The sequence below is a fragment of the Nocardia cyriacigeorgica GUH-2 genome, from assembly GCF_000284035.1.
Classification (GTDB): Bacteria; Actinomycetota; Actinomycetes; order Mycobacteriales; family Mycobacteriaceae; genus Nocardia; species Nocardia cyriacigeorgica_B.
On record NC_016887.1, the window covers coordinates 1,719,289 to 1,744,560 of the forward strand.

Here is a 25,272-nt window from a genome sequence, read left to right on the forward strand (position 1 = left end):
TCGGTTCACCGACCGACGGCTCCGCGGCTCAGCGCCGCAGCTGGTCGTGCGGCACCAGCACGGTGGTGCGCTCGTCGATCGGCTCCATCGGTTCCAACGCCGGCCGGGTGCTGAGCTTGTCCGACAGTTTCTGCCTGCTCACCTGGACGAGCTTGCGGGTGACCGGGCTCCCCGTGACCGCGCGAGTGGCCGCGCTGATCTGCTCATAGCGCGCCCGCCCGGCCTTGCTGCCGAGCACATACCCGGCCGCGATGCCGATCATCAACCGCAGCATCTGTTCGAGCTCCTCCCGTTCGCCTGTCCGCGGCCTACATCCTGCCCGACACCCACCATCCCTGTCGATCCGCCCACCCGCAGACTCCCCGCTCAGCGCCCCCTCCACCCCCTCTGACAACACGATTTGGGCCCCCGCCCACCCATACGCTAAAGTTTCACCTCGGCTCGCCCAGTACAGGAAGAGCCCACAGGATAGTCCCCTATAGCTCAATTGGCAGAGCAGCCGACTGTTAATCGGCAGGTTTCTGGTTCGAGTCCAGATGGGGGAGCAGGAAAAGGCCTCTGACCAGCAGTTCACTCTGCACGGTCAGGGGCCATTTTCGTACCACGGCCGCCGAACTCGCAACTAAGTCTCAAGAAAGTCGCGTCACGTCCGATTGCGGCGTCATCCTGCGCCGGCTTGCCGAGCCCGGCCATCACCGCACTGTGGACGACCGCAGCCGCGGTGTGATGCACCCGCCCTCGGGCCATGTACTTTCGCTGAGTCATGGCCGGATCGGCGTGCTGCAGGACGTCGGCGGTGACCCTCGCCGACAACCCTTCGTCATCCAAGATCATTGCGACGAGTTTGCGGAACGAGTAGGGGACGACATCGTCCGGTAGCCCGAGGGCCTCGCGGACACGTTGCCATTGATGGTTGACGTTCACCGGGTCGCGCAGTGTCCATTTCGATGTCGGGAAGATCAGGTCAACGTCGTAGTTGCCAGGGGGTGGGCAGTCCCGCTTCCTCTTCCGTAGCAGCTCCCACCGTCGGTCGAGGACCTCAACGGCGAAATCGGGGAGCGCAATCGTGCCTTGGGGATTCTTCGGGTCGTCGTCGTTGACGACGCGGACCAGTCCCTTTCCAGGGATGCGCACGACCTTGCCGACAGTCCGGATTGTCCGGCGTTCCCGGTCGTAGAACGGCCATGCGAGGCCGAGCACCTGGCTGGGGCGTTGGCCGGTTGCGCCCATGATCGCGATAACGTCGGCGAGGTCTGCGCCCTCGCAGAATTGTGCGACCGTCGGAGGGGTATAGGAACGGATCCCTCGCTTCTCCTCGGCTTTGGTCAGTTTCCGTGGGCATGGCACCGTGGACCAATACACCGATGCCAAGATGAAGCAGAACTCATCGACACCAATGTGCGCTGCTACAGCCGCTTGACCCCCTGTCCACCATTCGGGGACCTCAATTTGCCCCGCGACGCCGTCGTGATCACCTCCAAGGTCGGATACTTCCGCGGAACGGCCGCACACGGCTATCAGCCCCTGCACATGCGCCACCAGCTCGAACAAACCCTGCACAACCTCGGCACCGACCACCTCGACATCTACTTCTTCCACCACCCCGACTTCGGCGGCAACGACACCTACCTCGACGCAGCAATCGACACCATGCGCAGATTCCGCGACCAAGGGCTCATCCGCGCGATCGGCATGCGCGGGCCACACCGGCACGCCCTTGACCGGCTCACCGGCGCCACCACCGGCAACAAATACCAGCGCTTCGTGCAACTGTTCAACAACATCGACCCAGACGTGCTGGCCGTCCGCGACAACCTGCTCACGCCCCAATCCCGGGCCGGAATCTTCCAACTCGCCGACCACCACAACTGCGGCGTCCTGATCACCAAACCCCTCGCCCAAGGCCTGCTCACCGGCAGCCACCACCCCACCCGGCCCCGCCAATTCGGACCCGGCGACCACCGATCCCGCAAACGCTGGTTCACACCGACGGCAGTCACGATCATCACCGACGGACTCGACCAACTCCGACGCCTCGCCGGCCCCGACCCCGCTGACCTGATCCGCATCGCTCTGTGGTCGTGCCTGCAACGCAGTGACAACGCCGCAGTCCTGGTCGGAGTCACCAGAGCCGAACAGATCACCACCAACATGACCTGCCTCGGCGACCCGCCGCCTGCCCACACCATCGACACCGCGCGCCGCATCACGGCCGACGTTCAACAGCGGCTAGACGCCACTGGGCAGGTCTTCACCGACGAACCACAACCGAAAGACGCTCACCATGGATGACCGCCGTGCAATCTGCATCTCCTGCGCCGAAATCGAACGCCGCCCCGACTCCCACCTGCTGTGGGACCTCCTCGGCCGCGACATCGGCGAATCGTATCTACTTTACGAAAGCGAGAACTTCATCGTCGTCCCCGGCGCGGGCGCCCTCGTCCCCGGCTACACCCTCATCATCCCGCGCGAGCACATCCTGTCGCTCGGCTACCTCCCAGACCACCTCGACACCGAATTCGACACCCTCCTCACCGGTGTCAAAACCTGGCTCACCGCCGAATTCGGGGCAGAAGCCCATGTTTTCGAGCACGGCGCGAAGAACTTCCGGGAAAAAGGCGGCGCCTGCGCCGACCACGCCCACACCCAAGTCGCCCCGATCGGCACCACCGACATCTACCTCACCGCACTACAACGCGACTTCACCACCACCGAAACCAGCACCTACCTCGACGCCGCCCGCGATACCGTCGCCAGAGGGGACGGGCACCCCTACCTGTTCACCCACTCCGACACCCACGGCGGTGCCATCGCTATCGCCACCGGCGCCAAAAGCCAATACTTCCGCCGCCTCCTCGCCGCACAAATCAGCAAACCCGACGAATGGGACGGCGTACTCTTCCCCTTCCTCGACAACATGCGCGCAACCATCGACGCCGCACTGACACTGCCCAAATACCTGGAACCTGGCACAGAGGGCGGGAGCAGGAAACGGCGGTGACAGTGACAGTCATCTCGGCCACACCGCAGAGCGCCGTCATTTCGATTCAGCTCGCCGAATTTCGTGTTCGCGGTAGCGACTGATCATAGGATCGGGCCGTGCAGCTGCGAGAGTTCATCGGCCCGCCGATCGCCGAACGCGAGCTGACCAGAAATGGCGAGCGGGTTCTGGTCAAGTTCGCACTACCCGCTCAATTCGACGGCGGCAGTGGCTACGGGTGCTCGATCCGAATCGACGGCATCCCAGAACACACGACGGTGTACACGATCGGCGGAGTCGATTCGGAGCATGCGCTGATCCAGGCCCTCCAGTTCGCTGATCGCATCGTCTCCGACGCCGGTTGTCTGTGGAACGCCAGCTCCGATCTCGGACTCGTCCCACCGCGATTCGGCCACGACCTTCTCGCCTGCCTCCGCACGGAAGACGCCGGTGCGCAACGTGAACAGTCGACCGCGTCGGAGCGGCAGCAGTCGGAGAATGCACGGGCGACGGTGAGAACGACGCAATGGGCAGGCAACGATGAGCAACGATGACCAGGATGCTGGGTTCGAGTATGCCCAGCAGGATCCAGCCTTTCGCGACTGGCTGGCAGCCATGGACGCTCAGCGGCGGAGCGTCCGCCACGGCTGTTCCGTCGAACGATTGCGTTCTGGCGGGCTTCTTCGACAAGTGCCTGAAGCTCGAGAGAGGTTGGTTCGTCTATGCCGCGGTGCGGCCTCCGCTGCGCAAGCTTTCGCCAGTAGCGGAGGTAGGTCCGCCGCGCCTTCCGACACCGCTGCCTCGACCCGCTGTGTGTACTCGGCAAAGGTTGGAGTTCGACCATTCTCGTGTGGCGTTCGCAGCAGTGCTTCGGGCTGGACACCGAGGCGAGCGAGAAGTGCCCGTGCGACCTCTAGATCATTGGTGGTCATGGCGCTGCCGACCGATCGCCAAGACCATCGGAGAGCGTGTCCTCGACAACTCCGGGTGGGATGACCGCGACAGTAGCGCACTCCGGCAATGGGATGAGTAGGACGCAATCTCCCGGGAGGATACCGAGGGCGCGGTGAATGGCGACGGGCAGGTGAATCTGCCCGAACGGCCCCACTGTGAAGCGGTGGTCGGACCGGTCGGTACTCCGAATGAGAATCACACCTCGGCTAACGGCGTATGTGATGGCATGACCAGTCCCCCAGCCCATCGCATTGAATGCGGAGCGGCCCGACACTCGCGCTCGGTCACTTACAACCGATGAGAAGAAGGAGAAGCTCGACGAAGCGGTTCGTGGGGCTGTCGCGTAGGCCCGTTGCGGGAGGGGCAGCCCAGACGGCGTGGAGCCAAGAACGGCAGTGAATTGATCGTGTCGAATCAGCATAGGACGCTCTGTTCAATCCTGTGTCTGCCAATTCTCCCGACTCCATGAAACCTGAGATTCAGAGATTACGCCACCCTGGCCTGAGGGACGCCATCGTTCCGCTGGCCCGGCCGCGCCGACCGTAGCGCCGACTGCGTCTCCGGGATACGTCTGCTCATGATACTGCGACCAGCACTACGACGGCCGCCGCGTACTTCCCTGTCAAGCACCCGGAATGGCAGGAGCCCGCGAGGGCGGACTCGGTAGTGCTCGGCACGGTGTCAACGTCATCAACGGCCTCGGTAAACCCAACTCCCACGCCCTGATGATCAAGGAGCCCCTCGTGCTGCCCCGGTACCTCTGGTCAGCGCAACAAGACGCGGATTCCGACCTGCTCGGACATTGTTTCCCTCTGAATCGCTGCTCACGGTGCTCCCGCAGTCAATCACCACGCGCCCCAACACAAGACCGATTCCGAGGTCTTCGACCCTGAACGGTTCGCGCCCGATCGACGACACAGGGGTGAGAGTCATCGGGCCTATTTGGTGAGATGTCGACACTCGGAACGAAGAATAAGCTCTCGCCCTACCAGCAGCGGACATCCGCCGAACAGTAGGCCTCGCCCGCACGTAGCCGCAGGCGAATCCTCCGAACTGCTCGGACAACTCGCGTGTCATGTACGCCGGAACTCGTTGGGAGAGCGGCCGGTCCATCGCTTGAAGGCGTGTGAGAAGTTGGCGAGGTCGCTGTATCCGAGATCCGTGGCGATCTCACTCACCGACATGGATCGGTCGAGTAGCCGCAGCATCGCACGTTCGCGCAGGACTGACTGGCACAACGCGCGAAAGGTGGTCCCCTCCTCGGCGAGGCGACGCTTGAGCGTGCTGGTGGACATCGACAGCTCGTGGGCGACCGACTGGCTACTTCTTCGTCCCGGGTCTTTCTCCAACAGCCGTCGTACCTTCTCCGACAACGGTATGGCTCCGCTGCGCTGGTCGAGAGTTCGTTGCAGATCGACGATGGCGAGTCGATACGCTACGGGATCGGAGAACCGGCAGACCTCGTTGAGCGTGGCGGCAGGGATATGGAGGAACGATGTCGGAGCGTCGAAGAACACGCGCCCGGCTAGCATATTTTCGTGACCGGTCGGGAAGGCTGGCGCCGACCAGCTCAGATGGAGTGATATGGTCCGTACTTCGTCGGCGAGCATGTCGAGCAGCCGCACTAGCGCCGACCCACTGTAGGTGACGACCAGGCAGTCCAGAGCCGGATCACGTGTGTGTCCGGTAAGCCCGACAGTGAGGCCGTGCTCACTTGGATGGAACTGTGGGCTGACCGCTGTCGAAATCAACGGCAGGTATGTGAGCAGCTCTACGATCTCGGCCACCGACCCGGCGCTCACCAGCGGGAAACTCAGCGGGCCGAAGGATGTCAGCTGGGCCTGTTCGGCGAACGCGAAGCCGAGCAGGGTTGCCTGGTCGGCATCGAGCTCGGGGTAGACCTCCCGAAACCAGCGCAGCGGGATCTGGACGTCATTCTTGATCAGGGCCGGCTCGTCGATTCCTTCGCGAACCATGATGTTGCGAAGTTGTGCGACGGTATCTGGGTCAAGCGCTTGGCTCTCGAGCAGCTGAACGAACACGAGCGGGGGGACACCGGCGTCGCCACGGTATGCCCCCATCATTTGATGTCACCGTCATCTCGCTGAGCCGAATTCACAAGTTTCTGCCCCTGTCGAACATAGCCGTCGATCACCTCTTCGGCAAGACTTTTACCAGGTATTCACATCGAGGCTACGTATCAGGAGTTGCCATGGCAGTTGTCACCTTTGTCTCCCACGACGGAGAGAAGCATGAGGTGCCTCTCGAAGAGGGGCGCTCACTGATGCAAGTCGCGACAAACAATGCGGTTCCCGGCATCGACGGTGACTGCGGAGGCGAAGCCGCGTGCGGTACCTGCCATGTGATCGTCGATCCGCACTGGATCGAGCGGGTCGGCTTCTCCGGCCCTGAAGAGGAGGAGATGCTTGCGATGAACCCTGAGCGCCAGCAGACCTCTCGGCTGTCCTGCCAGATGATTGCCTCCGCGGACTGGGACGGTTTGACCGTCCAATTGCCTGAGTTCCAGATGTGACAACGAGAGACGGTTGAATCGTGATGAATATTCCTTCAGCAATCACCGCCAAGGTGCAGTCGACCATCCCGATGGATCTGCAGATCCAAGGCGCACATCTGTACGACAAGACGCGTCGCTGGGTTACCGGGACGAATGGGGAGAAGCTCTTCGTCGAGAAGCCCATCCCGCCTGTCGATGAGGTCGAGCTCGCCGACATCGATCTCAGCAACCCCTTCCTCTATCGTCAGGGGCGCTGGCAGGACTACTTCGAGCGGTTGCGCAACGAGGCTCCGGTCCACTATCAGCCCAACAGTCCGTTCGGTCCATTCTGGTCCGTCACGCGTCACGCCGACATAGTGGCCGTCGACAAGAACCATGAGGTCTTCTCCGCCGAGCCGTTCATTATCATCGGGGCGCCGCCGCGCTTCCTGGATGTCGAGATGTTCATCGCGATGGACCCACCACGCCATGACACGCAGCGGGCCGCGGTCCAGGGTGTTGTCGCACCGAAGAACTTGCGTGAGATGGAGGGTCTGATTCGATCGCGTGTCCAGGAAGTGCTGGACGACCTGCCCGTGAATCAGCCGTTCGACTGGGTACAGAACGTCTCGATCGAGTTGACCGCTCGAATGCTCGCGACCCTGCTGGACTTCCCGTACGAGCAGCGTCGCAAGCTCGTCTACTGGTCAGATCTCGCGACCTCGATGGAGCAAGCCAATGGCGGTCCCTCGGACCTTGACAAGATATTCCCCGGCATGCGCGATATGGCGCGCGGTCTCAGCGCTCTCTGGCACGACAAGGCGGCCCGGACAGCCGGCGGGGAGGAACCCGGCTTCGATCTGATCACCATGTTGCAGGGTAACGAGAACACCAAAAATCTGATCGACCGCCCGATGGAGTTCTTGGGCAACCTCTTGTTGCTGATCGTCGGTGGCAACGACACGACCCGGAACTCGATGAGCGGCGGTGTGCTTGCACTCAACCGCTTCCCTGACCAGTTCGATAAGCTGAAGGCGAACCCGGGCTTGATCCCCAATATGGTCTCGGAGATCATCCGGTGGCAAACTCCGCTGGCCTACATGCGCCGGATCGCCAAGGCAGACACAATTCTGAACGGCCAGTACATCCGCAAGGGCGACAAAGTGGTGATGTGGTATGCCTCGGGCAATCGCGACGAGCGCGTGTTCGAACGACCGGACGAGTTCATAATCGACCGGTCCAACGCCCGCAACCATATCGCTTTCGGCTTCGGCGTCCACCGCTGCATGGGCAACCGGCTGGCCGAGCTGCAGCTTCGGATCCTCTGGGAGGAGCTGCTTCCTCGCTTCGAGAATATCGAGGTCGTGGGGGAGCCCGAGTACGTGCAGTCCAACTTCGTGCGGGGCATCAGCAAGATGATGGTCCGCCTCACTCCGAAGGCAGACGTATGAGTCTACAGCGAGCTCTCATCGTCGGGGCCGGCCATGGTGGAGTCCAACTCGCGGCCAGTCTGCGCCAGGATGGGTGGACGGGCGAGGTCGTCCTCATCGGCGAGGAGCCGACTCTACCCTATCAACGCCCTCCGCTGTCGAAAGCCTATCTGGCCGGGAAGAGCACAATTGACGAGCTCGCGATCCGCAGCGCGGAATTCTATCGCAAGCAGGGAATCAAACTCGTGGATGCGACAGTAGAGGCGATCGATCGATCGGCTGGTCGCCTCGCACTGAGCACTGGCGACGCATTGCCCTATGACAAGCTCGCGCTGTGCACTGGTGCCCGCCCTCGTCGGCTCGCCACCTCGGGCGCCGATCTGGCAGGGGTCTACTACCTACGCACCGCCGCCGATGTCGAGATGATCCGAGCCGCTGCCCGCCCCGGGCGGCGGGCCGTGATCGTCGGCGGCGGCTACATCGGACTGGAGACGGCCGCCTCCCTGCGAGCTTTGGGTCTTGAAGTCACCGTGCTCGAGGCGACCGAGCGCGTCCTCGAACGGGTCACTGCCCCGCAGGTCTCGGCGTTCTTCGACCGAATCCATCGGAACGAGGGCGTGAACATCCGCACGCACGCGCTGGTCGAGGCTGTGTCTGGCGACAGCCGGGTCCGAGAGGTAGTCCTGTCTTGTGGTGAAGCGATTCCCGCCGACCTCGTCATCGTCGGCATCGGCGTGGAGCCGAACACCGAGCTCGCGGCCGCCGCAGATCTGGTCGTCGACAACGGAGTCGTAATCGACGACCAGGCTCAGACCAGTGACCCCGATATCGTCGCGGCTGGGGACTGCGCCAGTCACCGGATGGCCCGTTACGGCCGCCGTATACGCCTGGAGTCGGTGCCGAGCGCCAGCGAGCAGGCCAAGGTCGCGGCCGCGACCATCAACGGGAAGTCCAGGAAGATAGCGGCGCTTCCGTGGTTCTGGTCGGATCAATACGATCTCAAGCTCCAGATCGCCGGCCTCAACACCGGATACGACGAAGTCGTCCTCAGCGGGGACCCAACCGGGGACCGCGACTTCACCTGCTTCTACCTCCGCGCCGGCGAGCTCGTTGCCGCCGACTGTATCAACCGCCCCCGCGACTTCGTATTCAGTAAGCGGGCAATCACGCAGCAACTCCACATCAACCGGGACGAACTGTTGCTCGCCGGCTCGGCCTGAGGCCACGGTCTGTTGGGTGATGGATACGCGGCAGTGCGTGGGGCGGTAGGCCAGCTCAGCGGTGGCTGACCCGCTCTCGCTTCGATGCACCGGTTTTACCCAACCCCCAGCCGATTGCGCGACGTTCAGTGCATAGCAGCCCGTCTCGTGTTCGGCCGATGGTTGCAGCCCCAGCAGTGCACGATTCGGGACTGAACCAGCCGACTCAGTCCTCGCTGAGGAGCTCGACGTCGTCGAGCCGGGTCAGCGGATCGCGCCGAAACAGGAATCGCTGGGGATCGCGTCGGTTGTGTGGAGCCGCATCGTGGTTGCTGCCAACGCGTTGGCGTAGGCGTCACCGACCGACCCGACCGACCGCCGGAGATCCGAGACCGCCAGTGCTTCCACGAGTTTCACTGCGGTGTATCGAGACCTCACATCGGAATGATGTATCGCTCCACCGACCGGAAGACCTTCGCGAGCCCGCAGAGCGACCGCGGGCCGGATCGCCTTCTCCGCAAACGTGGCGTCTTCGCTGGTCGAGCATTCCGAGCCGAGGACGCAGCTGGCGTAGGCATCGACGACGAACGCGGTAGACGAACATCGGTGATCAGGCGGATGTAGGTGAATCGGCCATGAGCCGCGTGTTCTGCGCCAGAACCCGAAACTGCCGGTCCGCCAGGTCGGTCGCTCTCGACGCGGCCTGGTTCGGTTTGGTCATGCCGACCTTCTTGCCGCGCACGATCAGCCACTGCTATCGCGGCCGCTAGTCGCACGAAGAAAGATGTTGCCGCTTCGCGGATTCCGATCGTTCCTCGGATTCCCTATTCGTGCGGTGCAGCTGGCAAATCTCCCTCGCTGCCTCCGTCGACACGCCTTCGGCGCCGCCGGTGTCGACCGCGGCGCGGCGCACCCAATTGCGCAGGGCTTACGGGTCGCTCCGAGCCTCGCAGAGACCGCTTTCATTCCGCCGAAATGCGTGGGCACCACACCCGGGCGGTTCATCTGCCGGAGCTGCCTGGTCGCGATCATTCCCGTCGATCAGGGCTTATGGGTGGACTGGCAATGCCGAAGCAGGCAGTGCGAAACGGCGCCACCCAGCGACGGAAGCGGAGCAAAGTGCAGCCGGAGTAGTGACCGAGGGAGTATCTTCGGTGGCCGATGCCTGCCAACCCGCCCCTGCACCACAACCGCACTTTCCTCGGCCGTAGATGGGCGAGACTGCTCATGTGGATGGTGTCGTCGCACGTCGCGGTTGCTATCGGCCGACTTTCGCCGGGGCGATATCGCTCGGTTGCCAGAGGGTCGCTCGCGCGTCCCGGGATCGATCGAAATCCTCTATTGACACTGCGTGAGCAGCACCACATACTCATACCCTGAGTATCTGGTACTTGCAGTAGTGCACAAGGAGGTGCCGTGAGCAGGGTGCGCTCGATAATGACCCGACGAGGTACGTCATACCGGCGAAGCCATTCCGATCATTCGGAGAACGAGCTATGCCGGATCGTCGACACTTTCCTAGCGGGCGCGCCAGTTGCGTTGCGGAGCGATACTCTTGGTTAGGACGGGAATCTGTGGTAATGCCTGAACGTAGCGCGCTATCGACGTCGACGAGGTTGCTCAGGGAAAACTTTTCCGAAACCGTAGTGTCGGCGCTCAGAACTTTTGGCCGGTCGACGCAGATGGCTTCTGAGTCGGCTGCGGGAGCAGTAAGCGATATCGTTCGTTTGAGATTCCAGTGGCGAGAGGCACTGAATCAAGCTTGGTATCTGATCACCGTTACTGCGATTCCGGCCATCCTGATGGCCGTGCCTTTCGGTGTCATCGTTTCCGTCCAGGTCGGAAACTTGATTCATCAAATCGGGGCGGACTCCCTGCTCGGTGCCGCTGGTGGATTGGGTGTGATCAAACAGGGCGCCCCCATGGCAACAGGGCTGCTGCTGGGTGCGGCCGGAGCGGCCGCAATCGCGGCGGATCTGGGTGCACGTAACATTCGCGAAGAAATCGATGCCATGCGAACGATGGGCATCAGCCCCTTGCACCGACTCGTTATTCCTCGGATGGTGGCGATGGTTTTCGTCGCGCCGATGCTCAATATCTTGATCATCTTCACGGGCGTGATAGCTGGATATGCGGTCGCAATCGGCCCCCAGGGAGTGACCCCCGGCAGCTACTGGGGAACGTTCGGCTCTTTCACCGTTGTCGCGGACATCGGTGTCTCGATAGCCAAGTCCGTGCTGTTCGGATTCATCGTGGTCGTGATCGCGTGCCAGCGGGGGCTCGAGGCAAAAGGCGGTCCGCGCGGAGTGGCGGATGGCGTGAACGCGGCTGTAGTTCTCTCCGTAGTTTCCATCGCCATCACGAACCTCATAATTACTCAGCTGGTGTCGATGTTCCTTCCGACGAGGCTGGCCTAGATGTCGGAGGTAAAGGTTACTCCACCTCGGCTGGCGAGGCTCAGGAGAAGAATAGCGCCGTTCGGAGCGCGCATCGCGCCCCTGGAGTCGATCGGTTTCGTACTCGCGTTCGTTTGGGAGGCGCTGTCCGCGATCCCGTTCACGATCAGGCGATATCGAGCCGAGACTATGCGCGTGATCACGGATATGACATGGGGCCAAGGGGCCATTATCGTCGGCGGTGGAACTGTGCCGATGCTGGTGGTACTCGGTCTGGTGATCGGAGGCTCGGTCGGTGTAGAGTCCTTCACCACTCTCAACCTGATCAGCATGGGGCCGGTGACCGGCATCGTTTCGGCCTTTGCCAATACACGGGAACTTGCACCGATTGCTGCGGGCGTCGGGTTCGCCGCACAAGCCGGATGCCGTATTACGGCCCAAATCGGCGCTATGCGGATCTCCGAGGAGATCGATGCACTCGAGTCGCTTGGACTGCGATCGATACCGTTCGTTGTGACCACCCGGGTCATCGCCGGGGCCGTGGCAATCATTCCGACATTCTTGATCGCCTTGATCCTGAGTTATGCCGCTTGTCGCGCGGTGATCGTGCAACTTCATGGCCAAGCCGCCGGTGTCTACGATCACTATTTTTATCAATTCATCAGCGGCTGGGATGTGACGGCCTCGGTGATAAAGGTTCTCGTATTCGGGACGGCTGTGATTCTTATCCATAGCTATCATGGGTTCTTCGCCGTTGGTGGGCCAGAAGGCGTCGGAATCGCATCTGGACGTGCTGTCCGAGCAAGCTTCGTGGCAATCATCGGTTTGGATATGGTGTTGACCCTCCTCCTGTGGGGCGTCAACTCCTCCATCGAATTTACGGGGTGAGAAACGATGTCTCGCTATGAAATGCCGGGTGTGTCGACATCGAAGCGGTCATCGGTCATGCTGGGTGTTCTCGCCGTGATCACAGTGATCGTAGTAGCCTTGACCTGGACTGTTGTGATGGCCCTACAGGATGATAATCGAATAGTGGTACTGCTGCGTACCGAGTCCATCGGCGACGGAATCACCGTCGGAACACCCGTTCGATTCGACGGTATCGAGATAGGTGATGTTTCGGCGATCGAATCGGACGATGGGGCGAAACAATTGATTCTCAGACTGGAAAGCGCCGAATCGGCAGGTCTCACGGACGGGCTGTTCGTCGACTACTCGCCATCGAACTTGTTCGGCATCAGTGAAATTGCGCTGAAACCAGGTGATGGTGGGGCTCCATTACGGGATGGCAGTATCGTCGATTTGACGGGGCCGCGAGCCGACCGGCAACGAGACGCAACGATGGGTGTTCTCATCCGCAGCGTAGCTCAAGCAACTGGAGACATTCTCGTCCCGGAATTGACCGAGATCCTGACACGGGGCGCGACAATAGCCCGGCAATTCACACCTCTCATGGAGGCAATCGTTGTATCCAGCCGGAACATTGCTGAAACCCAGACGATGCCGATATCGCAGCTGCTGGACCAATACGGTTCCATGCTAGTCGGGACTGCATCGATGATCGACGGTACGGTCGGCCTCATAAATCGGCTCACCACGATCGAGATCTTGAATACAGATCGTGAGCTGTTCGATTCGACAGTCAATACTGTAGGTCGGGAGTTCTTTCCTGGGCTGGCGGAAACTCTATTCGCGGCTCAGGGTCATCTGTCGGACTATGCGGCTATGCTCGCTCCGGTTCTGTCAACGGCCACTAAAATGGTACCTACCCCCGGCGCCTCGAGCATGCAGCTCACTGAACTCCTATCACGTCTAGACCGATCATTCACGTCGACTCCAGACGGTCCGATTCTGAACATCGAGTTGGTTCTCGATATGGTTCCAGCGTTCACCGCGTTCTTGCCGGGTCTTCCGCCGACATCCAACATCGGAGGTGGCCGATGACAAGACAGCGAAGTTTTCTGGCGACCAGCGCAAAACTTATCGTGTCTGCCGTCGTGATCACTGTGCTGCTCGCGATCATCGTTCAGACGGTGCAACGCCCCGTATCTGGAGACGTGGTAGAATTCTCGGCTGAATTCGTCGACGCGAACGGCCTCAAGGCCGGCGACGATGTCCGTATGGATGGTCTTCGAGTTGGCGAGGTACGATCGATTACCTTGGATGCCAGTGGTCGAGCGGTGGTTGGATTTGCGGTCCAGCGCAATCACCCGATCTACGAGAACACTGTGCTGGCGATTCGCTATCAGAACCTCGTAGGACAGCGATATCTCGATGTTCAACAATCATCGCCGACCACAGCGGAGTTGACGGCCGGACATAAGATCGATATTGCCAACACGATCCCGTCGTTCGACATTACGGATTTATTCAACGGCTTACAACCGGTACTCGCAGAGCTGTCGCCCGAAGCGGTGAACAAGTTCGCAGAGAACATGATCGCTGTCATCGAGGGAGACGGAGCGGGCGTCGGTTCCGTCCTCGACTCTATCGAAGCCTTGTCCAACTATGCGCTGGACAGGCAAGCGGTAGTCACCGTTCTGGTCGGAAATCTCAAAGAGATATCCGACCATATCGGTGGCCGATCCTCGCATCTCGTCCGACTTGTCTCGGAGCTGGCCTCGGTTGTGTCCACGTTGCGTAGCAAGGTGGATGGAATTGTCGAATTCGCCCTCATGGCACCAGACGTGATCGCGCCATTGAACGGCCTTCTCGAGGCCTTCGGCTTGACGGCCGGACCTAACGCCGATGCCGATGCCCTGTTGGGGGCAGTATTTCCGGACCCGGAACAGGCGGTCGAGGTGCTGCGGAAGCTGCCGGCCGTTCTCGAGACACTGAATGCGTGGGTTCCCGCCGATGGACCGGTCATCAATCGTAACTGCTCGAACGGCAACGCCGAAGTTCCGGCGCCGTTACATGTGTTGATCAGTGGGCAAAGGATCTCGATATGCGAGCGGTGATCAGTAAGCTATTCCGTGTTCGCGGGGGTACCGCGTTGCAGACGGTGAGTGCTCCCCTTCGAAGCATGGACCGAGAATTGCGCTGGGCTGCCGTCGGGGCCGCAGTGATGGGAGCGGTCTTGACGGCGAGCGTAGTAGTCTACGTAGTACCTTTCGACGAGTCCACATACTGGGCGGAAATGCCGGAAGTGGGCTCGGTCAAGGTTGGCGATGACGTCCGAATCGCGGGTGTGCCGGTTGGTGCGGTGAAGTCCATCGAGCTGAGCCGAAGGAACGTTCGAATGAGCTTCACCGTCGACAGCGACATCTTCATCGGTGACCAGACGAGTCTCGATATCCGTATGCTGACACTGATCGGCGGCCGCTACCTCGCGGTGACGCCGGCGGGGAATTCTGCGTTACACTCGTCCATTCCCGCCGAGAGGGTCCATCTTCCGTACAGCTTGGGTCGGACTTTTGAGGACGCGATTCGGCCGATCGATGATATCGATGGCGATACGTTGCGGCAGAATTTGACGAACATGAACGCTGCGATTGCCAGTGGACCGTCCGGCATTCGCCGAGCAACAGAGGCATTCGGATCTCTGGTCGACATCCTCGACCGCCAGAACCGTGACATTTCGGACACGCTCGCGATGGCGGACGAGTATCTCGGCGCGATCAACGAGTCGAAGGCGACACTCGGCGGAATGATCGACAGCGTCAATCTGATGGAGACAGTGGGCCTCGACAAAAAGGCCGAGATCTACGAAGCCGTCCGGCTGATGGACGAGCTTCTCGCGCGTATCGCGGGCCTCGAGCCGGCGTATCGATCCAGGTTGCAATCCGTTGCGCGAGCCCTGGCCGACGTCATCCCTGAGCTGGAACGTCTGGGTGAAGAAATGGGACAGGTTGTCACGAATACGCGCGACCTACTGGCGCGGCTCCAGCCGATCGCGTCGTCGAAGGATGGGCTCGTGGTCGACCAATCCGCGACAGTTGTCCAGGTACCGTCGGTGTGTATTCCGGTCCCCGGAAAGGAGTGCTGACGATGAATAAGCTCTTGGCGTCCCGGGGTCTCATGTCCGTTCTCGGTGTCGCGGTCGTATGTGCAATTCTGATCGTCGGATACTTCGTGATCATCGAGCCTCCCAAGAGGATGCGTAGCTATTGCGCGAATATGCCGGATGCAATCGGCTTGTACGCCGGGAACCATGTCACCATGCGAGGGGTCAGAGTCGGCTCGGTGACGCGTATCGAACCTCATGGTGACATGGTCCGTGTCGAATTCGAGGTAGAGGTAAGCCATTCGCCCCGCGGTCAGGTGTCAGCTACCACCGTATCCGACACAATCGTCGCGGACCGATCGCTTGCATTACTCGATGACAGCGAAGCCGAGCATGAATGGGATTCTGGACAGTGCATTACCCGTACACTGACGCCAAAGAGCATGTCGCAGACTATGAATGCGCTGGGCAACCTCGCTGCAGAGATCACCGATGGAAATGATTCGACACAGCGTGAAAGGCTTGCGGATGAGCTCGCGGCCTTAGATGCCGCATTATCCGGAACAGGACCTGAAATGAATGATACGATCCTCAAGTTGGGTCGTGCTCTCAATTCCCCCAATGCTGCTATCGGGCATATCGGTGCGCTCATCGACTCACTGCGATCATTATCGGACAGCATGGCCGGCGGATGGGGCGATATCAAGGCCATGATCACTCGTCTGGCTCCAGGTCTCGAAGTGATCGATCATGGCATCTTTGAGCGCACCGTGTCGATTATCGATTCGTTGCGGATCATTGTGCCATGGTTGAACGAGATTACTTCAATGTTTGGTGACCAAATTCTCGAAGCGCTGAACGCGACAGTCCCATTAGCGCGTCTCGCCCGTGCGAATATCGGCTCGGTACAAGAAATAATCGACCTGACGCCACCGCTGGTGCAGGCTTTTCAGAGGGCGACGGCGCAGGAGGGTGGTTCACCGATCCTGACTTACGCGGCGCCGGTGGCTCAGCTGCCGCCGGCGGACGCAGAGCGGGTATGCGCGGCCATCGAGCGTGTCGTGCCAGGTAGCTGCAAGTCCGCTGAGAACGAGTTGGAGAAGGTTTCGGTTCTTCCGTTGATATTCGGGACGGCAGGTGCGCGGTGATGGTTCTGCGACGAGTCGTATGGGCGCGATCTGCTCGTGAGCGTGGTGGTCGGTTCATCGCTGCGGCCGCGGTGGCAATGGTGTGCATAGTTCCCGGATGTGGATTCGATCCCGCGGAGGTTCCCGTTCCGGGGACCGGAATTTCTGGAGACCGGTACGGTATCCGGATTCTGTTCGCTGACGCCTTGAATCTGCCAGCGCGAGCGAAGGTTACAGTCGATGGTCTGCGAGCAGGGGTCGTGCGCGATGTGTCACTGGTCGACGCGGGCGAGGACCACGACGGGTATGTTGCCGTCGATGTCGACCTGATGGCGTCGGTTCGATTGCCGATCGGCACCACCGCTGAACTCCGCCAGCCGACGATACTTGGCGATGTCTCCATCGCGCTGATGACTCCGCCGACCGGCACGCAGGATGCCCTTCCCCCGGGCGCCACCATCGGATTGGACAAGACGAAGCCGCTGCTGCAGGTTGAGGACACCATGAACGTACTCGCGACCTTCGTCCAAGGAGGAGGGATTCAACAGGCTCAGGAGATAATGAACCGCGTGAACGGGGTGCTGCCGATGGACACTCGGCAGACTGCTTCGATATCCGAGGTAGTCGGTGCGGATATCATTGACCTGGCCAACCACCTGGATGCCGTCGACGCAATGCTGAACGGTCTGCGCGCGAACACGGACGTGGTGCAGCGTCGAACCCCTGAATTGGAGTATTTGCTGACGGAGTCGGGGGTGAGTCAGGCCGCTGCTTCGATGACTTCCATGATCGGGTTGATCACGTTGTACGACGGATTCAAATTGCTCACAGAATCTCTCCGGTGGGTCGGCCCCCTGGCGCAATCGGGCAATGAGGCCGCACGTGCCTTCGTGCCGCTATTGTTCACTCGCCGCCCGCTTGATCTGAACGCCCCCTCGAATTTGAACAAAGCCGTGGCCATTTTGCGCGAAAAGGTTATTCCGTTTGTTGAGCGCGGTCCGAAGGTTAATATTGTAGGCATTGAAGGCGTCGGCCCCATATCGGACGACGATCGGATAGACAGTATTCTTGCGTCGCTGCGGATGATCGGAGTGGTTCGATGAAGTCGAGTTCCGTGCTATCCCTGGTGTCGATCGGAATCGTGCTGGTTTTGGGCACCGCATACCTAGCATTCGGTGTGCTTCGAGTTGATTGGTTTTCTGGCAGGACTGTTGTGACCATGGCGCTGCCGAGGACCGGGAGTTTGCTACCCGGTTCCCCGGTCCTGTTGAGAGGAGTGAAGGTAGGAGAGATCGACTCTATCGACAAGGCCGAGCGTGGTGTCGAATTGGTGCTGGGTCTCGATCCCAAGTACAGGGTTCCTGCGACCGGCAGCGCTACTGTTGAGGACCTTTCGGGGTTGGGGGAGCCCTATATCGAGTTCGTACCGGATACTGATGCCGGGCCCTACCTGGCCGACGGTCAGCGTATCGACGCGGTTGAAGTGGTTCTACCCCGCTCGATACCTGATGTGGCGCATACTGTCACCCATCTGGTCGAGCAACTGAACCCACAGGCGATCAGCAATATCGTCAAGACCTTGGATCAGACGTTGTCGGGAACGGAAGCCGTGATGCCGCGTCTGGCGGCATCGACAACGCTGCTTTCGGAAACGATTCTGAGTAGGTCACCCGAAATCCGTAATATCTTGACGAATTTGCAAACAATGGGTGCTGATATGGAGTGGGCCGAGGAGTCGATGACCGCCGCCGGCCCTCTGTGGGAGGAAGCCGGAGCGTGGGGCGCACTCATCGCGGACTCTCTGGCGCGACTGTCTCGAATCGGCAATATGCCCGGGGACTATATCGAAGGAAACGGACTTATTCCCTTCCTTGATAAAGTGACGTCTTACATCAATGAGATCGGCCCCGATCTTCGTGATCTGGTCCCGGCGGTACAGCCACTGGCGGAAAGCGCGTCGAACTCCATGGCGCAAATCAACATAAGCGACCTGATAGATCGTGCACTCAGTGTCACGGGGGATGGTGCTTTGCGAATGCGGATCGCCGTCAAATAGATGTGAAAGAACGAGAGACACCGGAGCTGATTATGCCCACAGAAGATTCTCATGATACTGACCGCGAAGCTGCGGAAGAAAAGCCGGTTGACGCGGGTGTGCCTCGGACGTCGGTCAAGGGTGGCTCGAGCGCACGCGGGTCGGAGAGGTCGTTCTCGATAAGCCTGCGTTCTCTGGCCTTGGGAACCGCAGTAGCCCTCCTTGTTGTCGCGGTGGCCGTTTCGATTCCGTTGTGGCTCTCGGCTAGGAGCGAGTTGAAAGATCGGGACGCTGTCGTAGCCGCGGAGAAGCGCGCCGAAGAAGTAGCGTCTGAGTATGCAGTCGGAGCCTCGAATATCGACTATCAGAATTTCGACCAGTGGGTTCGTGGTTTGAAGTCCAACGTCTCGCCCGTTCTTGCAAACAAGTTCGATGCCACTGCTCCGCAGCTGAAAGAAATTGTGCTGCCACTGAAGTGGAGTTCTAGTGGAGTTCCCATCGCGGCGACAGTGCGCTCCGAACGATCGGGTGTCTATGTCGTCAATGTGTTCCTGAATGTGACATCGAAGAGTGCGCAGATACCGGAGGGTGCGCAAACGACTGTTACCTATACCGTAACAGTTGACAAGAATCTGGATTGGAAGGTAACAGATGTCGGTGGTGTCGACTCGGCACTCCCGGCCAAATAGTCACCGGGGTTTTTCGACGTTGAGGAGCTTGGAATAATGACTTCGATTTCCAGCGCGGGTGTTCCCTGCCGCCGACTCGCTCTCACACGGGACGACGGTCCGACATTGCAGATCACCGAATGGGGCTCGCAGACCCCGCGAGTGACTATGGTCTTGACCCATGGACTCGCGTTGTCGCACGAGAGTTGGGAGGACGTTGCTCAGCTTGTGATCGCTGCGGACCCGACTATTCGCGTCGTCACCTACGACCATCGGGGACACGGGGATTCGGAGTCGGCTCCGGCCAGCCTCGAGATTCTTGCGGACGATCTTGCGACTATTCTTTCGGAAACTGTGCCTACGGGTCCGGTCGTATTGGGTGGTCATTCGATGGGAGGGATGACTCTCATGGCCTTGGCTGAACGTCACAGTGAGGTGCTCGGACCGAGAATCCTCGGCGTCGCGTTGGTGTCGACAGGGGCGGGCGATATTCTGGGAAATATGCTGCGCAGCAAATTCTGGCGAAGGCTGATAATGCTGGGTCTGGAGGCGCTACCCTATATCAGGATTCCTTCCCGGCCGCTTTTCCTGATGCGGCAGTCGACACGAGGCATCCTATTCGGAGCGCGTCCTCGTCGGCACGATATGAACCGTGCTGTGCTGCAGCTCGCGAAGAGCAATTCTCGCAATGTCGCGGAGCTGACCCGTTCGATACTCTCTCACAAACGTTACGGCGTGCTGGGCAGATTCAGCTGTCGCGTCGTCGTGCTGGTCGGGTCTCGTGACCGCCTGACCCCCGTTCATCACTCGCGTGCGCTTCGGCATCGTATTCCCGGGAGTCATTTGGTCATCTTCGAAAAGGCTGGGCACTACCTGCCCTACGAACGCAGCGGTGAGGTGGCCGTCCATCTCCTCGGATTGACTCGGGAAGCGCGCATTCGCGAAGCAACCGTCGCATAGCGGCATTAACATTCGTCATGCGCTGAGGGTAACGATAGGCGAATAGTTCGCTATCAGAGCTTGATATCGGTCCGGGAACCGCGGAACGCCCTTTCTCAACAGCCGGATGATGACTGTTAGGGTAGTGGGTGCAGCCGCAGCGCGCTGGGGCCGATGTCGTATAGTCCAGCGCCGGCTGCCGGTGCCGCTAGTTATGGTCGGCTTTGAAGCCACCGATTTCAATGCGGGTTCCAGCTGGCTGTTTCAGCGGTTGCGGCCCGGCGCGCGGGTTCGCAACCTTGTTGTCGAACGTCTCGGCGAAGCTGTTGTTCAAGGTTGTGCCCGGCGGCAGGTACCGAGCTACAGAACATGCTGGTCACCATCATCGGTCCGCCGCCCCGGTTCTAGGTTGGACAACGGTCGGGAGATGATTTCGGTTGCCCTGCAACCAGTTCTGCGCCGACCGGGTCGGAGTATCCTAAGCGGTGACGGGACCCGGTAGTCGGTCCGCCGCGTGTGAGAACCAGTTGTAGGGGATGCAGGGTTGTAGCGTATCCGGCTGGGGCGTTGCAGCCCAGGCCGGAATCTCTTCGGCGGTGATTGTATTCTTCCTTCCAGTCGCTGATCACGACGCGGGCTTGGGCCAACGACCAGAAGCTGTTGATGTTGGGGCATTCGTCGCGTCGGCGGCGGCTGAACCATACAATGTAGCCGTTGCGGCAGGGTCGGCTAGTGTGACGAACGCTGAGCAGACCCGTTCCGCCGCCCAGTCGCCTGGCACGCGAAATTGGTCTGTTGCCGCAGCGCAGGGCGGCGGGGTAGCTGCGATCGACAGCGATTCGTTGATGAGTCCGTCGGCGGTGATCGATCGTTCCACCAGCCGGCCCAAGCATTCGCGGGTGTGTTTCATCGACGATGGAGACGATCTTGACTGGGCGTGCGTCGTCGCTGGCATCGAATCGGAAGTCCACTGCCCATACACGGTTGGGTGCCTTTGCCTCCGTCGTGGTGGTGGTGGTTTCCAGGCGTTTCGGCGCCGCAGCGGCCCTCGTAATCCCTCGTCGCGCCAGAGGCGTTGGATTTTCTTGTGATTGACTGTCCAGCACTCGCTGCGGGCGCCGTGGTAGGCGCGGCGGAATCCTTGCCGTGGATGGGTTTCGTCCAGGCACGCAGCCATTCACGCAAAGCCGCATCGGGATGTGCGTTGGTGTCGGTGGTTCGAACGCGCCGTTGTGTACTTCGATGTTCGCCGGTAACCGGCAGGCGAACCTTTCGCGGACCCCGAGCACCCGCACCAGGTGCGCCACGGCCGCCCGCCGGCGTTCCGGGTCTAGAAGGTTCCCTTGGCGATCTCGTTCAATGCAGCTTTCTCTAGCTTCGCCTCGCCGAGAAGACTTTTCAGAGTGGAGTGTTCGCGTTCGGGGCCCTTCAACCGTTTGCCGTCGCCGGCCTTCAGCCCGCCGAACTGGTTGCGCCACCGTTAGTAGGTGGCCATGGTGATCTGCAGTGACGGCGACTTCCTTATTCTCGCCCAGCAGGTGGACGGCCTTGCTCAGCTTGCGCACGGCCTGTGGAGGTGTGTGCCCTTTTCGTGTCGCCATAGTCATCGAGCGTTCCTGCCCACTACGTGGGCGGCAATGCTCTCACAGCCGCCGGACCAAATGTCATCGGGTCAGGTCAGACGAATTCGCAAAGCGCGCACCACTTGAACCTACCTATCCTCGATGATCAGACACTGCCCATTCGACCTACGGGCCGCTATGCGATGCATGGGGGACAACGCAACTGACTATGGATCGAGTGTTCGCCGCACTGATGCCATCGATCGGTCATTGGCGTGGGCATCCGATCGACTGGTTCGAGCGGCGTGTGTAGGCCAGGGGAGGTGACGTCGGCGGCGCCGTCGGATACCGCTTTCGGCGGCTTTTCGTGGAGGGGAAAGTGGGACGAGGATCAGAACCCCGGCTGTGGTGATCGCTGCCAGCGCGAGCGCCGAATGTTCCACCCCACTCCAAAAGGCATCCTTCGCATAGTCGGCGAGAGGCCTTCCTACATTACCGGCACGCTCAGCGACTTCGAGGGCACCGGCCAGGGAACTGCGGACCGGAGCGCGCGCAGGCTCGGGAAGGCGGTCCAGCACTTCGTTGATCCTCGAGGTATAGCTCGCGGACAAAATGCTACCGGAGACGGCAATGCCGATGGCCGCGCCGACTTCGCGAGTCGCGTCGTTGACCGCAGCGGATACCCCGTGCTTCTCCAACGGTGTGTCGAGCATGATCGCGTTGGTCGCGGGGGCGGCCGACAAGCCCAGCCCGGCGCTCATGATCAACAGGGGCCAGAGAACGTCGAAGTACGACGAACCGGTGTCGAGGCGAAGGATGGCGAGTAAGCCGACGGCGATGGTCAGAAGACCGGTCGCTGTCGTCACCCGCAATCCCGCCCATGCAGCGATTGCCGGCGACACGAGTGACATCACGATAAGCGGAACGACCATCGGCGCCAGCGCCAGCGCCGAGCCGAGGGCATCGAACCCGAGGATGAGCTGGAAGTGCTGTACCAGTAGGTACATCACACCGAAAGTCACGAGGAACTGGATGGTTATCGATAGCGCGCCGCTCGAGAAGCCCCGGCGGCGGAACAGGCTCACGTCCAGTAGCGGGTGCTCGGCACGCACCTCGGTGAGGATAAATGCCACGGTGCCGATTACTCCCGCCGCACCTGCGACAAGAACCCGGACATCCGTCCAGCCGCGCGACGGACCCTCGATGACCGCGAACACCGACGTGCCGATGGCGAGCACGACCCAGAACATGCCGAAAAGATCGAACGGCGGGAGTTCGGCGTCCTGTGAATCAGGCACGGTGAAGGCCAGAACCAGCAGTAGTAGTGCGACGACGGTCAGACCGACGAAGATCGAATGCCACGACCACTGGGTAAGAAGCAGACCGGATCCCACCATGCCGATCACGCCACCCGAGCCGGCGATCCCGGCCCAGACTCCGACCGCGTACGACCGCTTCTCCACTGGGAGGTTGCTTGTCAGAAGCGAGAGGGTCGCCGGCATGACGAAAGCTGCTCCTGCGCCCGCCAAGGCCCGGGAGGCAATGAGTGCCGCAGGAGTATCGAGAAATACAGGCACAACTGAAGCGGCCGCGAAGACCGCCAGGCCGACGATTAGAACGCGTCGGCGCCCATACCGATCGCCGATCGCGCCAGCGGGCAAAACCAAGCAGGCGAGGACCAGCGTGTATCCGTCGACGATCCATGTGAGAGCATTTTGATCTGCGCCGATGTCGAGCGCAAGGGCAGGCAGAGCGGTGTACAGCGCTGCCATGGCCGCAACAACCAATGCTACTGCGGCACAGGTTATGGCCAGCGTCCAAGCCGCGGAGTTGCGGTCGCGAAGCCGGTCTCCAAAGCTGATCATGTCGGTATCCTGGTCCCTTCGGGGCGTCGTCGGCATTCGCGTAGGTCCTACGGCTCAGCTTTGCGTAGCTTCTACTTCCTCCAGCGTCGTCGGCACGTGATAGGGCGGTCGTCCTCTGCCCTGAACTCGATAGCGGCCCCAGAAGTCACGATCGCCGATGGTCGCCGGCGCCTCGCCCGTACTGGTCCGGATCAGCACGGAACGTCGGCGTCCCCCTAACAGATTGTCGAGTTCGTCGTTCTGGCGGATGCGCCCGTACCAGCTGAAGCGGCCGTCGATGGGTTGGAAATAGCCGCGCAGTTCGACTTGCACCTCGACGTCGTCGGTTGCGATCACCACTGTGGCCGGCCCGATGTAGTCAGAGGCATCGTGCGGACTCTGAGACTTCACTGTGAACTCCTCCGTTTGGTCGATAGTCGACGCCAGCGATCGGATCGCCCGGCACTGGGGCCAAGTAGCCCGGCGTCGGGATCGGGGCCGGCCCTTGACAAGCCGCGCCGCCGGGGTCAAAGTTACCTCATACCCCAAGTATCCGCTACTGCCCGTATTGCACTCTTGAGCGGATACCGGGTTACTGCCACCGGACGTTGATCCGGACTGGATGTATCGATGCAGAGTCATCGATCGAGTCTCAAAGGAGCGACAGATGACGACCAGTGACGTCAGGGCCGAGACCAACGGGCAGATTGCCGTAACCACCGACGGTATGGCGCGCGTGAGCGGTCGGCGACCCATTGACCTGCAACGATCGGCCGGACGACTGCTCAAGACTTCCGTAGAGAAGTTCTACGACGCCGAAGTCGACATCGACTGGGATAGTCCGTGGTTGCCGGATAAGGCGTGGTTCCCCGAGCATCGCCTGTCCCTCTACGGCACCGGTCTGTGGAACCGGCTTTCCGAGGAACAGAAGATCGACCTGGGCAAACATGAGTTGGTGAGCATCCTCAGCTTCGGGATCTACGCCGAGAATTTGCTGAGTATGGCGTTGCTACGGCTGAACACGACGGGTGATCTCGTCGATAACAAGGCCCTATACGCACTTGCCGAGGTTGGCGACGAGAGCCGCCATTCCACAATGTTCGCGCGTCTGATCGCCAAAACGGGGATCCCGCCCTACAAGCTTCCGCCAGGGTTTCTGTCGCTGGCGAAGATCCTGCATTTCGTCCCGCTCGGGCCCTCGATCCAGGGCGCGACCTTGCTGATCGAGGAGATTCTCGATCGGGCACAGCGTGAAGCGATGAACGACGAACGCCTACAACCGCAGGTCCGGCAGTTGATGAAAATTCACGTGCTCGAGGAGGCCCGCCACATCACGTTCGCGCGCTCCGAGCTTGTCGAGGGTATGCGGTCGCGAGGCCGGATCTCGCGGGCATGGCACCGCGGCGTCCTCGCAGTTGTCGCGAACCTGTCCTACCCGATCTTGATCAATCCCAAGCTGTACCGTGCTGTCGGCGTGCATCCTCTGCGGGGGTTCCTCGCTTGCCAATTCGGCCCGCACTACCGGGAGAACCTGCAGTTCATGTCCGAGCCGATGATCCGATTCTTCGATGAGGCAGGAATGATGGAAGGTCGCTTCACCATGTTCCTTTGGCGCCTGACGAGGAGCCTCCCCGACGATATCGCCCGGCGGTGAACAGACTCGGACCGGCGTGAACAGCACCACGCATATTGCTGAGC

General features: G+C 60.9%; 23 protein-coding genes, 1 tRNA gene and 1 pseudogene. 18 read left to right on the plus strand and 7 right to left on the minus strand.

Going from position 1 to position 25,272, the window contains the following annotated elements:
• Positions 1 to 28: 28 nt before the first annotated feature.
• The gene (locus NOCYR_RS07695; RefSeq protein WP_014349793.1) at positions 29 to 274 is read right to left on the minus strand and encodes a hypothetical protein; all 246 of its coding nucleotides are present in this window, start codon (positions 272 to 274) and stop codon (positions 29 to 31) included.
• Between the two features lie 198 nt (positions 275 to 472).
• On the opposite strand from NOCYR_RS07695, the gene NOCYR_RS07700 reads away from it, so the two are divergent.
• Positions 473 to 545, plus strand: a tRNA-Asn gene (locus tag NOCYR_RS07700).
• Positions 546 to 570: 25 nt separating this feature from the next.
• On the opposite strand, the gene NOCYR_RS07705 is transcribed toward NOCYR_RS07700, so the two are convergent.
• A complete protein-coding gene (locus NOCYR_RS07705; protein ID WP_178128356.1) occupies positions 571 to 1,551 on the minus strand; it encodes a tyrosine-type recombinase/integrase in 981 nt (326 codons plus the stop codon).
• Between NOCYR_RS07705 and NOCYR_RS07710 the strand changes: the two genes are divergently transcribed.
• From NOCYR_RS07710 to NOCYR_RS07720, 3 genes are all read left to right on the plus strand, one after another.
• On the plus strand, positions 1,468 to 2,292 hold the full coding sequence (locus tag NOCYR_RS07710; RefSeq protein ID WP_197538408.1) for an aldo/keto reductase: 825 nt from the start codon (positions 1,468 to 1,470) through the stop codon (positions 2,290 to 2,292). The genes NOCYR_RS07705 and NOCYR_RS07710 overlap by 84 nt on opposite strands.
• A complete protein-coding gene (locus NOCYR_RS07715) occupies positions 2,285 to 3,001 on the plus strand; it encodes a hypothetical protein (protein WP_014349795.1) in 717 nt (238 codons plus the stop codon). The genes NOCYR_RS07710 and NOCYR_RS07715 overlap by 8 nt, the downstream gene beginning before the upstream one ends.
• A gap of 98 nt (positions 3,002 to 3,099) precedes the next feature.
• Entirely contained in the window at positions 3,100 to 3,534 is a 435-nt protein-coding gene (locus tag NOCYR_RS07720) for a DUF6968 family protein (protein WP_014349796.1), read from the plus strand.
• Between the two features lie 1,473 nt (positions 3,535 to 5,007).
• Here the strand turns inward: NOCYR_RS07720 and NOCYR_RS07725 are convergent.
• Positions 5,008 to 6,015, minus strand: a complete 1,008-nt coding sequence (locus NOCYR_RS07725; protein WP_048833994.1) for a helix-turn-helix domain-containing protein — start codon at positions 6,013 to 6,015, stop codon at positions 5,008 to 5,010.
• A gap of 131 nt (positions 6,016 to 6,146) precedes the next feature.
• On the opposite strand from NOCYR_RS07725, the gene NOCYR_RS07730 reads away from it, so the two are divergent.
• The 3 genes from NOCYR_RS07730 to NOCYR_RS07740 are packed head-to-tail and all read left to right on the plus strand — an operon-like array spanning position 6,147 to position 9,078.
• Positions 6,147 to 6,467, plus strand: coding sequence for a 2Fe-2S iron-sulfur cluster-binding protein (locus tag NOCYR_RS07730; protein WP_036542641.1), 321 nt, complete (start codon positions 6,147 to 6,149; stop codon positions 6,465 to 6,467).
• 23 nt (positions 6,468 to 6,490) lie between these two features.
• Positions 6,491 to 7,879 (plus strand): cytochrome P450, encoded by a 1,389-nt coding sequence (locus tag NOCYR_RS07735; protein WP_036542643.1) that lies wholly within the window; start codon positions 6,491 to 6,493, stop codon positions 7,877 to 7,879.
• Positions 7,876 to 9,078, plus strand: a complete 1,203-nt coding sequence (locus NOCYR_RS07740; RefSeq protein ID WP_014349801.1) for an NAD(P)/FAD-dependent oxidoreductase — start codon at positions 7,876 to 7,878, stop codon at positions 9,076 to 9,078. The genes NOCYR_RS07735 and NOCYR_RS07740 overlap by 4 nt, the downstream gene beginning before the upstream one ends.
• Before the next feature lie 589 nt (positions 9,079 to 9,667).
• Here NOCYR_RS07740 and NOCYR_RS30720 read toward each other — a convergent pair.
• Positions 9,668 to 9,799: a hypothetical protein gene (locus tag NOCYR_RS30720; protein ID WP_255220970.1), complete on the minus strand. Its 132-nt coding sequence runs from the start codon at positions 9,797 to 9,799 to the stop codon at positions 9,668 to 9,670.
• Between the two features lie 838 nt (positions 9,800 to 10,637).
• Here NOCYR_RS30720 and NOCYR_RS07750 point away from each other — a divergent pair.
• The 10 genes from NOCYR_RS07750 (at position 10,638) to NOCYR_RS28210 (ending at position 20,189) form a co-directional block, all read left to right on the plus strand.
• Entirely contained in the window at positions 10,638 to 11,474 is an 837-nt protein-coding gene (locus NOCYR_RS07750) for an MlaE family ABC transporter permease (RefSeq protein WP_036542646.1), read from the plus strand.
• Complete coding sequence (locus tag NOCYR_RS07755) at positions 11,475 to 12,341, plus strand: MlaE family ABC transporter permease (protein WP_014349804.1); 867 nt, start codon at positions 11,475 to 11,477, stop codon at positions 12,339 to 12,341.
• Between the two features lie 6 nt (positions 12,342 to 12,347).
• Positions 12,348 to 13,397 (plus strand): MlaD family protein, encoded by a 1,050-nt coding sequence (locus NOCYR_RS07760; protein WP_081505339.1) that lies wholly within the window; start codon positions 12,348 to 12,350, stop codon positions 13,395 to 13,397.
• Positions 13,394 to 14,413 (plus strand): MlaD family protein, encoded by a 1,020-nt coding sequence (locus NOCYR_RS07765; RefSeq protein WP_014349805.1) that lies wholly within the window; start codon positions 13,394 to 13,396, stop codon positions 14,411 to 14,413. The genes NOCYR_RS07760 and NOCYR_RS07765 overlap by 4 nt, the downstream gene beginning before the upstream one ends.
• A gap of 65 nt (positions 14,414 to 14,478) precedes the next feature.
• Entirely contained in the window at positions 14,479 to 15,441 is a 963-nt protein-coding gene (locus NOCYR_RS07770) for an MlaD family protein (RefSeq protein WP_048833144.1), read from the plus strand.
• A gap of 2 nt (positions 15,442 to 15,443) precedes the next feature.
• The gene (locus NOCYR_RS07775) at positions 15,444 to 16,547 is read left to right on the plus strand and encodes an MlaD family protein (RefSeq protein WP_127516261.1); all 1,104 of its coding nucleotides are present in this window, start codon (positions 15,444 to 15,446) and stop codon (positions 16,545 to 16,547) included.
• Positions 16,548 to 16,624: 77 nt separating this feature from the next.
• The gene (locus NOCYR_RS07780; protein ID WP_148280838.1) at positions 16,625 to 17,629 is read left to right on the plus strand and encodes an MlaD family protein; all 1,005 of its coding nucleotides are present in this window, start codon (positions 16,625 to 16,627) and stop codon (positions 17,627 to 17,629) included.
• Complete coding sequence (locus NOCYR_RS07785) at positions 17,626 to 18,582, plus strand: MlaD family protein (RefSeq protein WP_014349808.1); 957 nt, start codon at positions 17,626 to 17,628, stop codon at positions 18,580 to 18,582. Before NOCYR_RS07780 ends, NOCYR_RS07785 begins: the two co-directional genes overlap by 4 nt.
• Positions 18,583 to 18,614: 32 nt before the next feature.
• Positions 18,615 to 19,250 (plus strand): hypothetical protein, encoded by a 636-nt coding sequence (locus NOCYR_RS28205; protein ID WP_178128354.1) that lies wholly within the window; start codon positions 18,615 to 18,617, stop codon positions 19,248 to 19,250.
• 105 nt (positions 19,251 to 19,355) lie between these two features.
• The gene (locus tag NOCYR_RS28210) at positions 19,356 to 20,189 is read left to right on the plus strand and encodes an alpha/beta fold hydrolase (protein ID WP_158430140.1); all 834 of its coding nucleotides are present in this window, start codon (positions 19,356 to 19,358) and stop codon (positions 20,187 to 20,189) included.
• 527 nt (positions 20,190 to 20,716) lie between these two features.
• Here the strand turns inward: NOCYR_RS28210 and NOCYR_RS28215 are convergent.
• The 3 genes and pseudogenes from NOCYR_RS28215 to NOCYR_RS30310 form a co-directional block, all read right to left on the minus strand.
• Positions 20,717 to 21,775, minus strand: a pseudogene (locus tag NOCYR_RS28215) (integrase core domain-containing protein); the annotation flags it as partial.
• Between the two features lie 182 nt (positions 21,776 to 21,957).
• Positions 21,958 to 23,595, minus strand: a complete 1,638-nt coding sequence (locus NOCYR_RS07795; protein WP_048833152.1) for an MFS transporter — start codon at positions 23,593 to 23,595, stop codon at positions 21,958 to 21,960.
• Between the two features lie 54 nt (positions 23,596 to 23,649).
• The gene (locus NOCYR_RS30310; protein ID WP_014349813.1) at positions 23,650 to 23,985 is read right to left on the minus strand and encodes a DUF4873 domain-containing protein; all 336 of its coding nucleotides are present in this window, start codon (positions 23,983 to 23,985) and stop codon (positions 23,650 to 23,652) included.
• 256 nt (positions 23,986 to 24,241) lie between these two features.
• On the opposite strand from NOCYR_RS30310, the gene NOCYR_RS07805 reads away from it, so the two are divergent.
• Entirely contained in the window at positions 24,242 to 25,228 is a 987-nt protein-coding gene (locus NOCYR_RS07805) for an AurF N-oxygenase family protein (RefSeq protein WP_014349814.1), read from the plus strand.
• Positions 25,229 to 25,272: the final 44 nt, after the last annotated feature.

Excerpts from the sequence above, each read along its gene's own strand:
- NOCYR_RS07695 (WP_014349793.1), bottom strand. The coding sequence starts at position 274 with ATGCTGCGGTTGATGATCGGCATCGCGGCCGGGTATGTGCTCGGCAGC.
- NOCYR_RS07715 (WP_014349795.1), top strand. The coding sequence starts at position 2,285 with ATGGATGACCGCCGTGCAATCTGCATCTCCTGCGCCGAAATCGAACGC.
- NOCYR_RS07725 (WP_048833994.1), bottom strand. The coding sequence starts at position 6,015 with ATGGGGGCATACCGTGGCGACGCCGGTGTCCCCCCGCTCGTGTTCGTT.
- NOCYR_RS07730 (WP_036542641.1), top strand. The coding sequence starts at position 6,147 with ATGGCAGTTGTCACCTTTGTCTCCCACGACGGAGAGAAGCATGAGGTG.
- NOCYR_RS07735 (WP_036542643.1), top strand. The coding sequence starts at position 6,491 with ATGAATATTCCTTCAGCAATCACCGCCAAGGTGCAGTCGACCATCCCG.
- NOCYR_RS07740 (WP_014349801.1), top strand. The coding sequence starts at position 7,876 with ATGAGTCTACAGCGAGCTCTCATCGTCGGGGCCGGCCATGGTGGAGTC.
- NOCYR_RS07750 (WP_036542646.1), top strand. The coding sequence starts at position 10,638 with ATGCCTGAACGTAGCGCGCTATCGACGTCGACGAGGTTGCTCAGGGAA.
- NOCYR_RS07755 (WP_014349804.1), top strand. The coding sequence starts at position 11,475 with ATGTCGGAGGTAAAGGTTACTCCACCTCGGCTGGCGAGGCTCAGGAGA.
- NOCYR_RS07760 (WP_081505339.1), top strand. The coding sequence starts at position 12,348 with ATGTCTCGCTATGAAATGCCGGGTGTGTCGACATCGAAGCGGTCATCG.
- NOCYR_RS07765 (WP_014349805.1), top strand. The coding sequence starts at position 13,394 with ATGACAAGACAGCGAAGTTTTCTGGCGACCAGCGCAAAACTTATCGTG.
- NOCYR_RS07770 (WP_048833144.1), top strand. The coding sequence starts at position 14,479 with ATGGACCGAGAATTGCGCTGGGCTGCCGTCGGGGCCGCAGTGATGGGA.
- NOCYR_RS07775 (WP_127516261.1), top strand. The coding sequence starts at position 15,444 with ATGAATAAGCTCTTGGCGTCCCGGGGTCTCATGTCCGTTCTCGGTGTC.
- NOCYR_RS07780 (WP_148280838.1), top strand. The coding sequence starts at position 16,625 with ATGGTGTGCATAGTTCCCGGATGTGGATTCGATCCCGCGGAGGTTCCC.
- NOCYR_RS07785 (WP_014349808.1), top strand. The coding sequence starts at position 17,626 with ATGAAGTCGAGTTCCGTGCTATCCCTGGTGTCGATCGGAATCGTGCTG.
- NOCYR_RS28205 (WP_178128354.1), top strand. The coding sequence starts at position 18,615 with ATGCCCACAGAAGATTCTCATGATACTGACCGCGAAGCTGCGGAAGAA.
- NOCYR_RS07795 (WP_048833152.1), bottom strand. The coding sequence starts at position 23,595 with ATGATCAGCTTTGGAGACCGGCTTCGCGACCGCAACTCCGCGGCTTGG.
- NOCYR_RS07805 (WP_014349814.1), top strand. The coding sequence starts at position 24,242 with ATGACGACCAGTGACGTCAGGGCCGAGACCAACGGGCAGATTGCCGTA.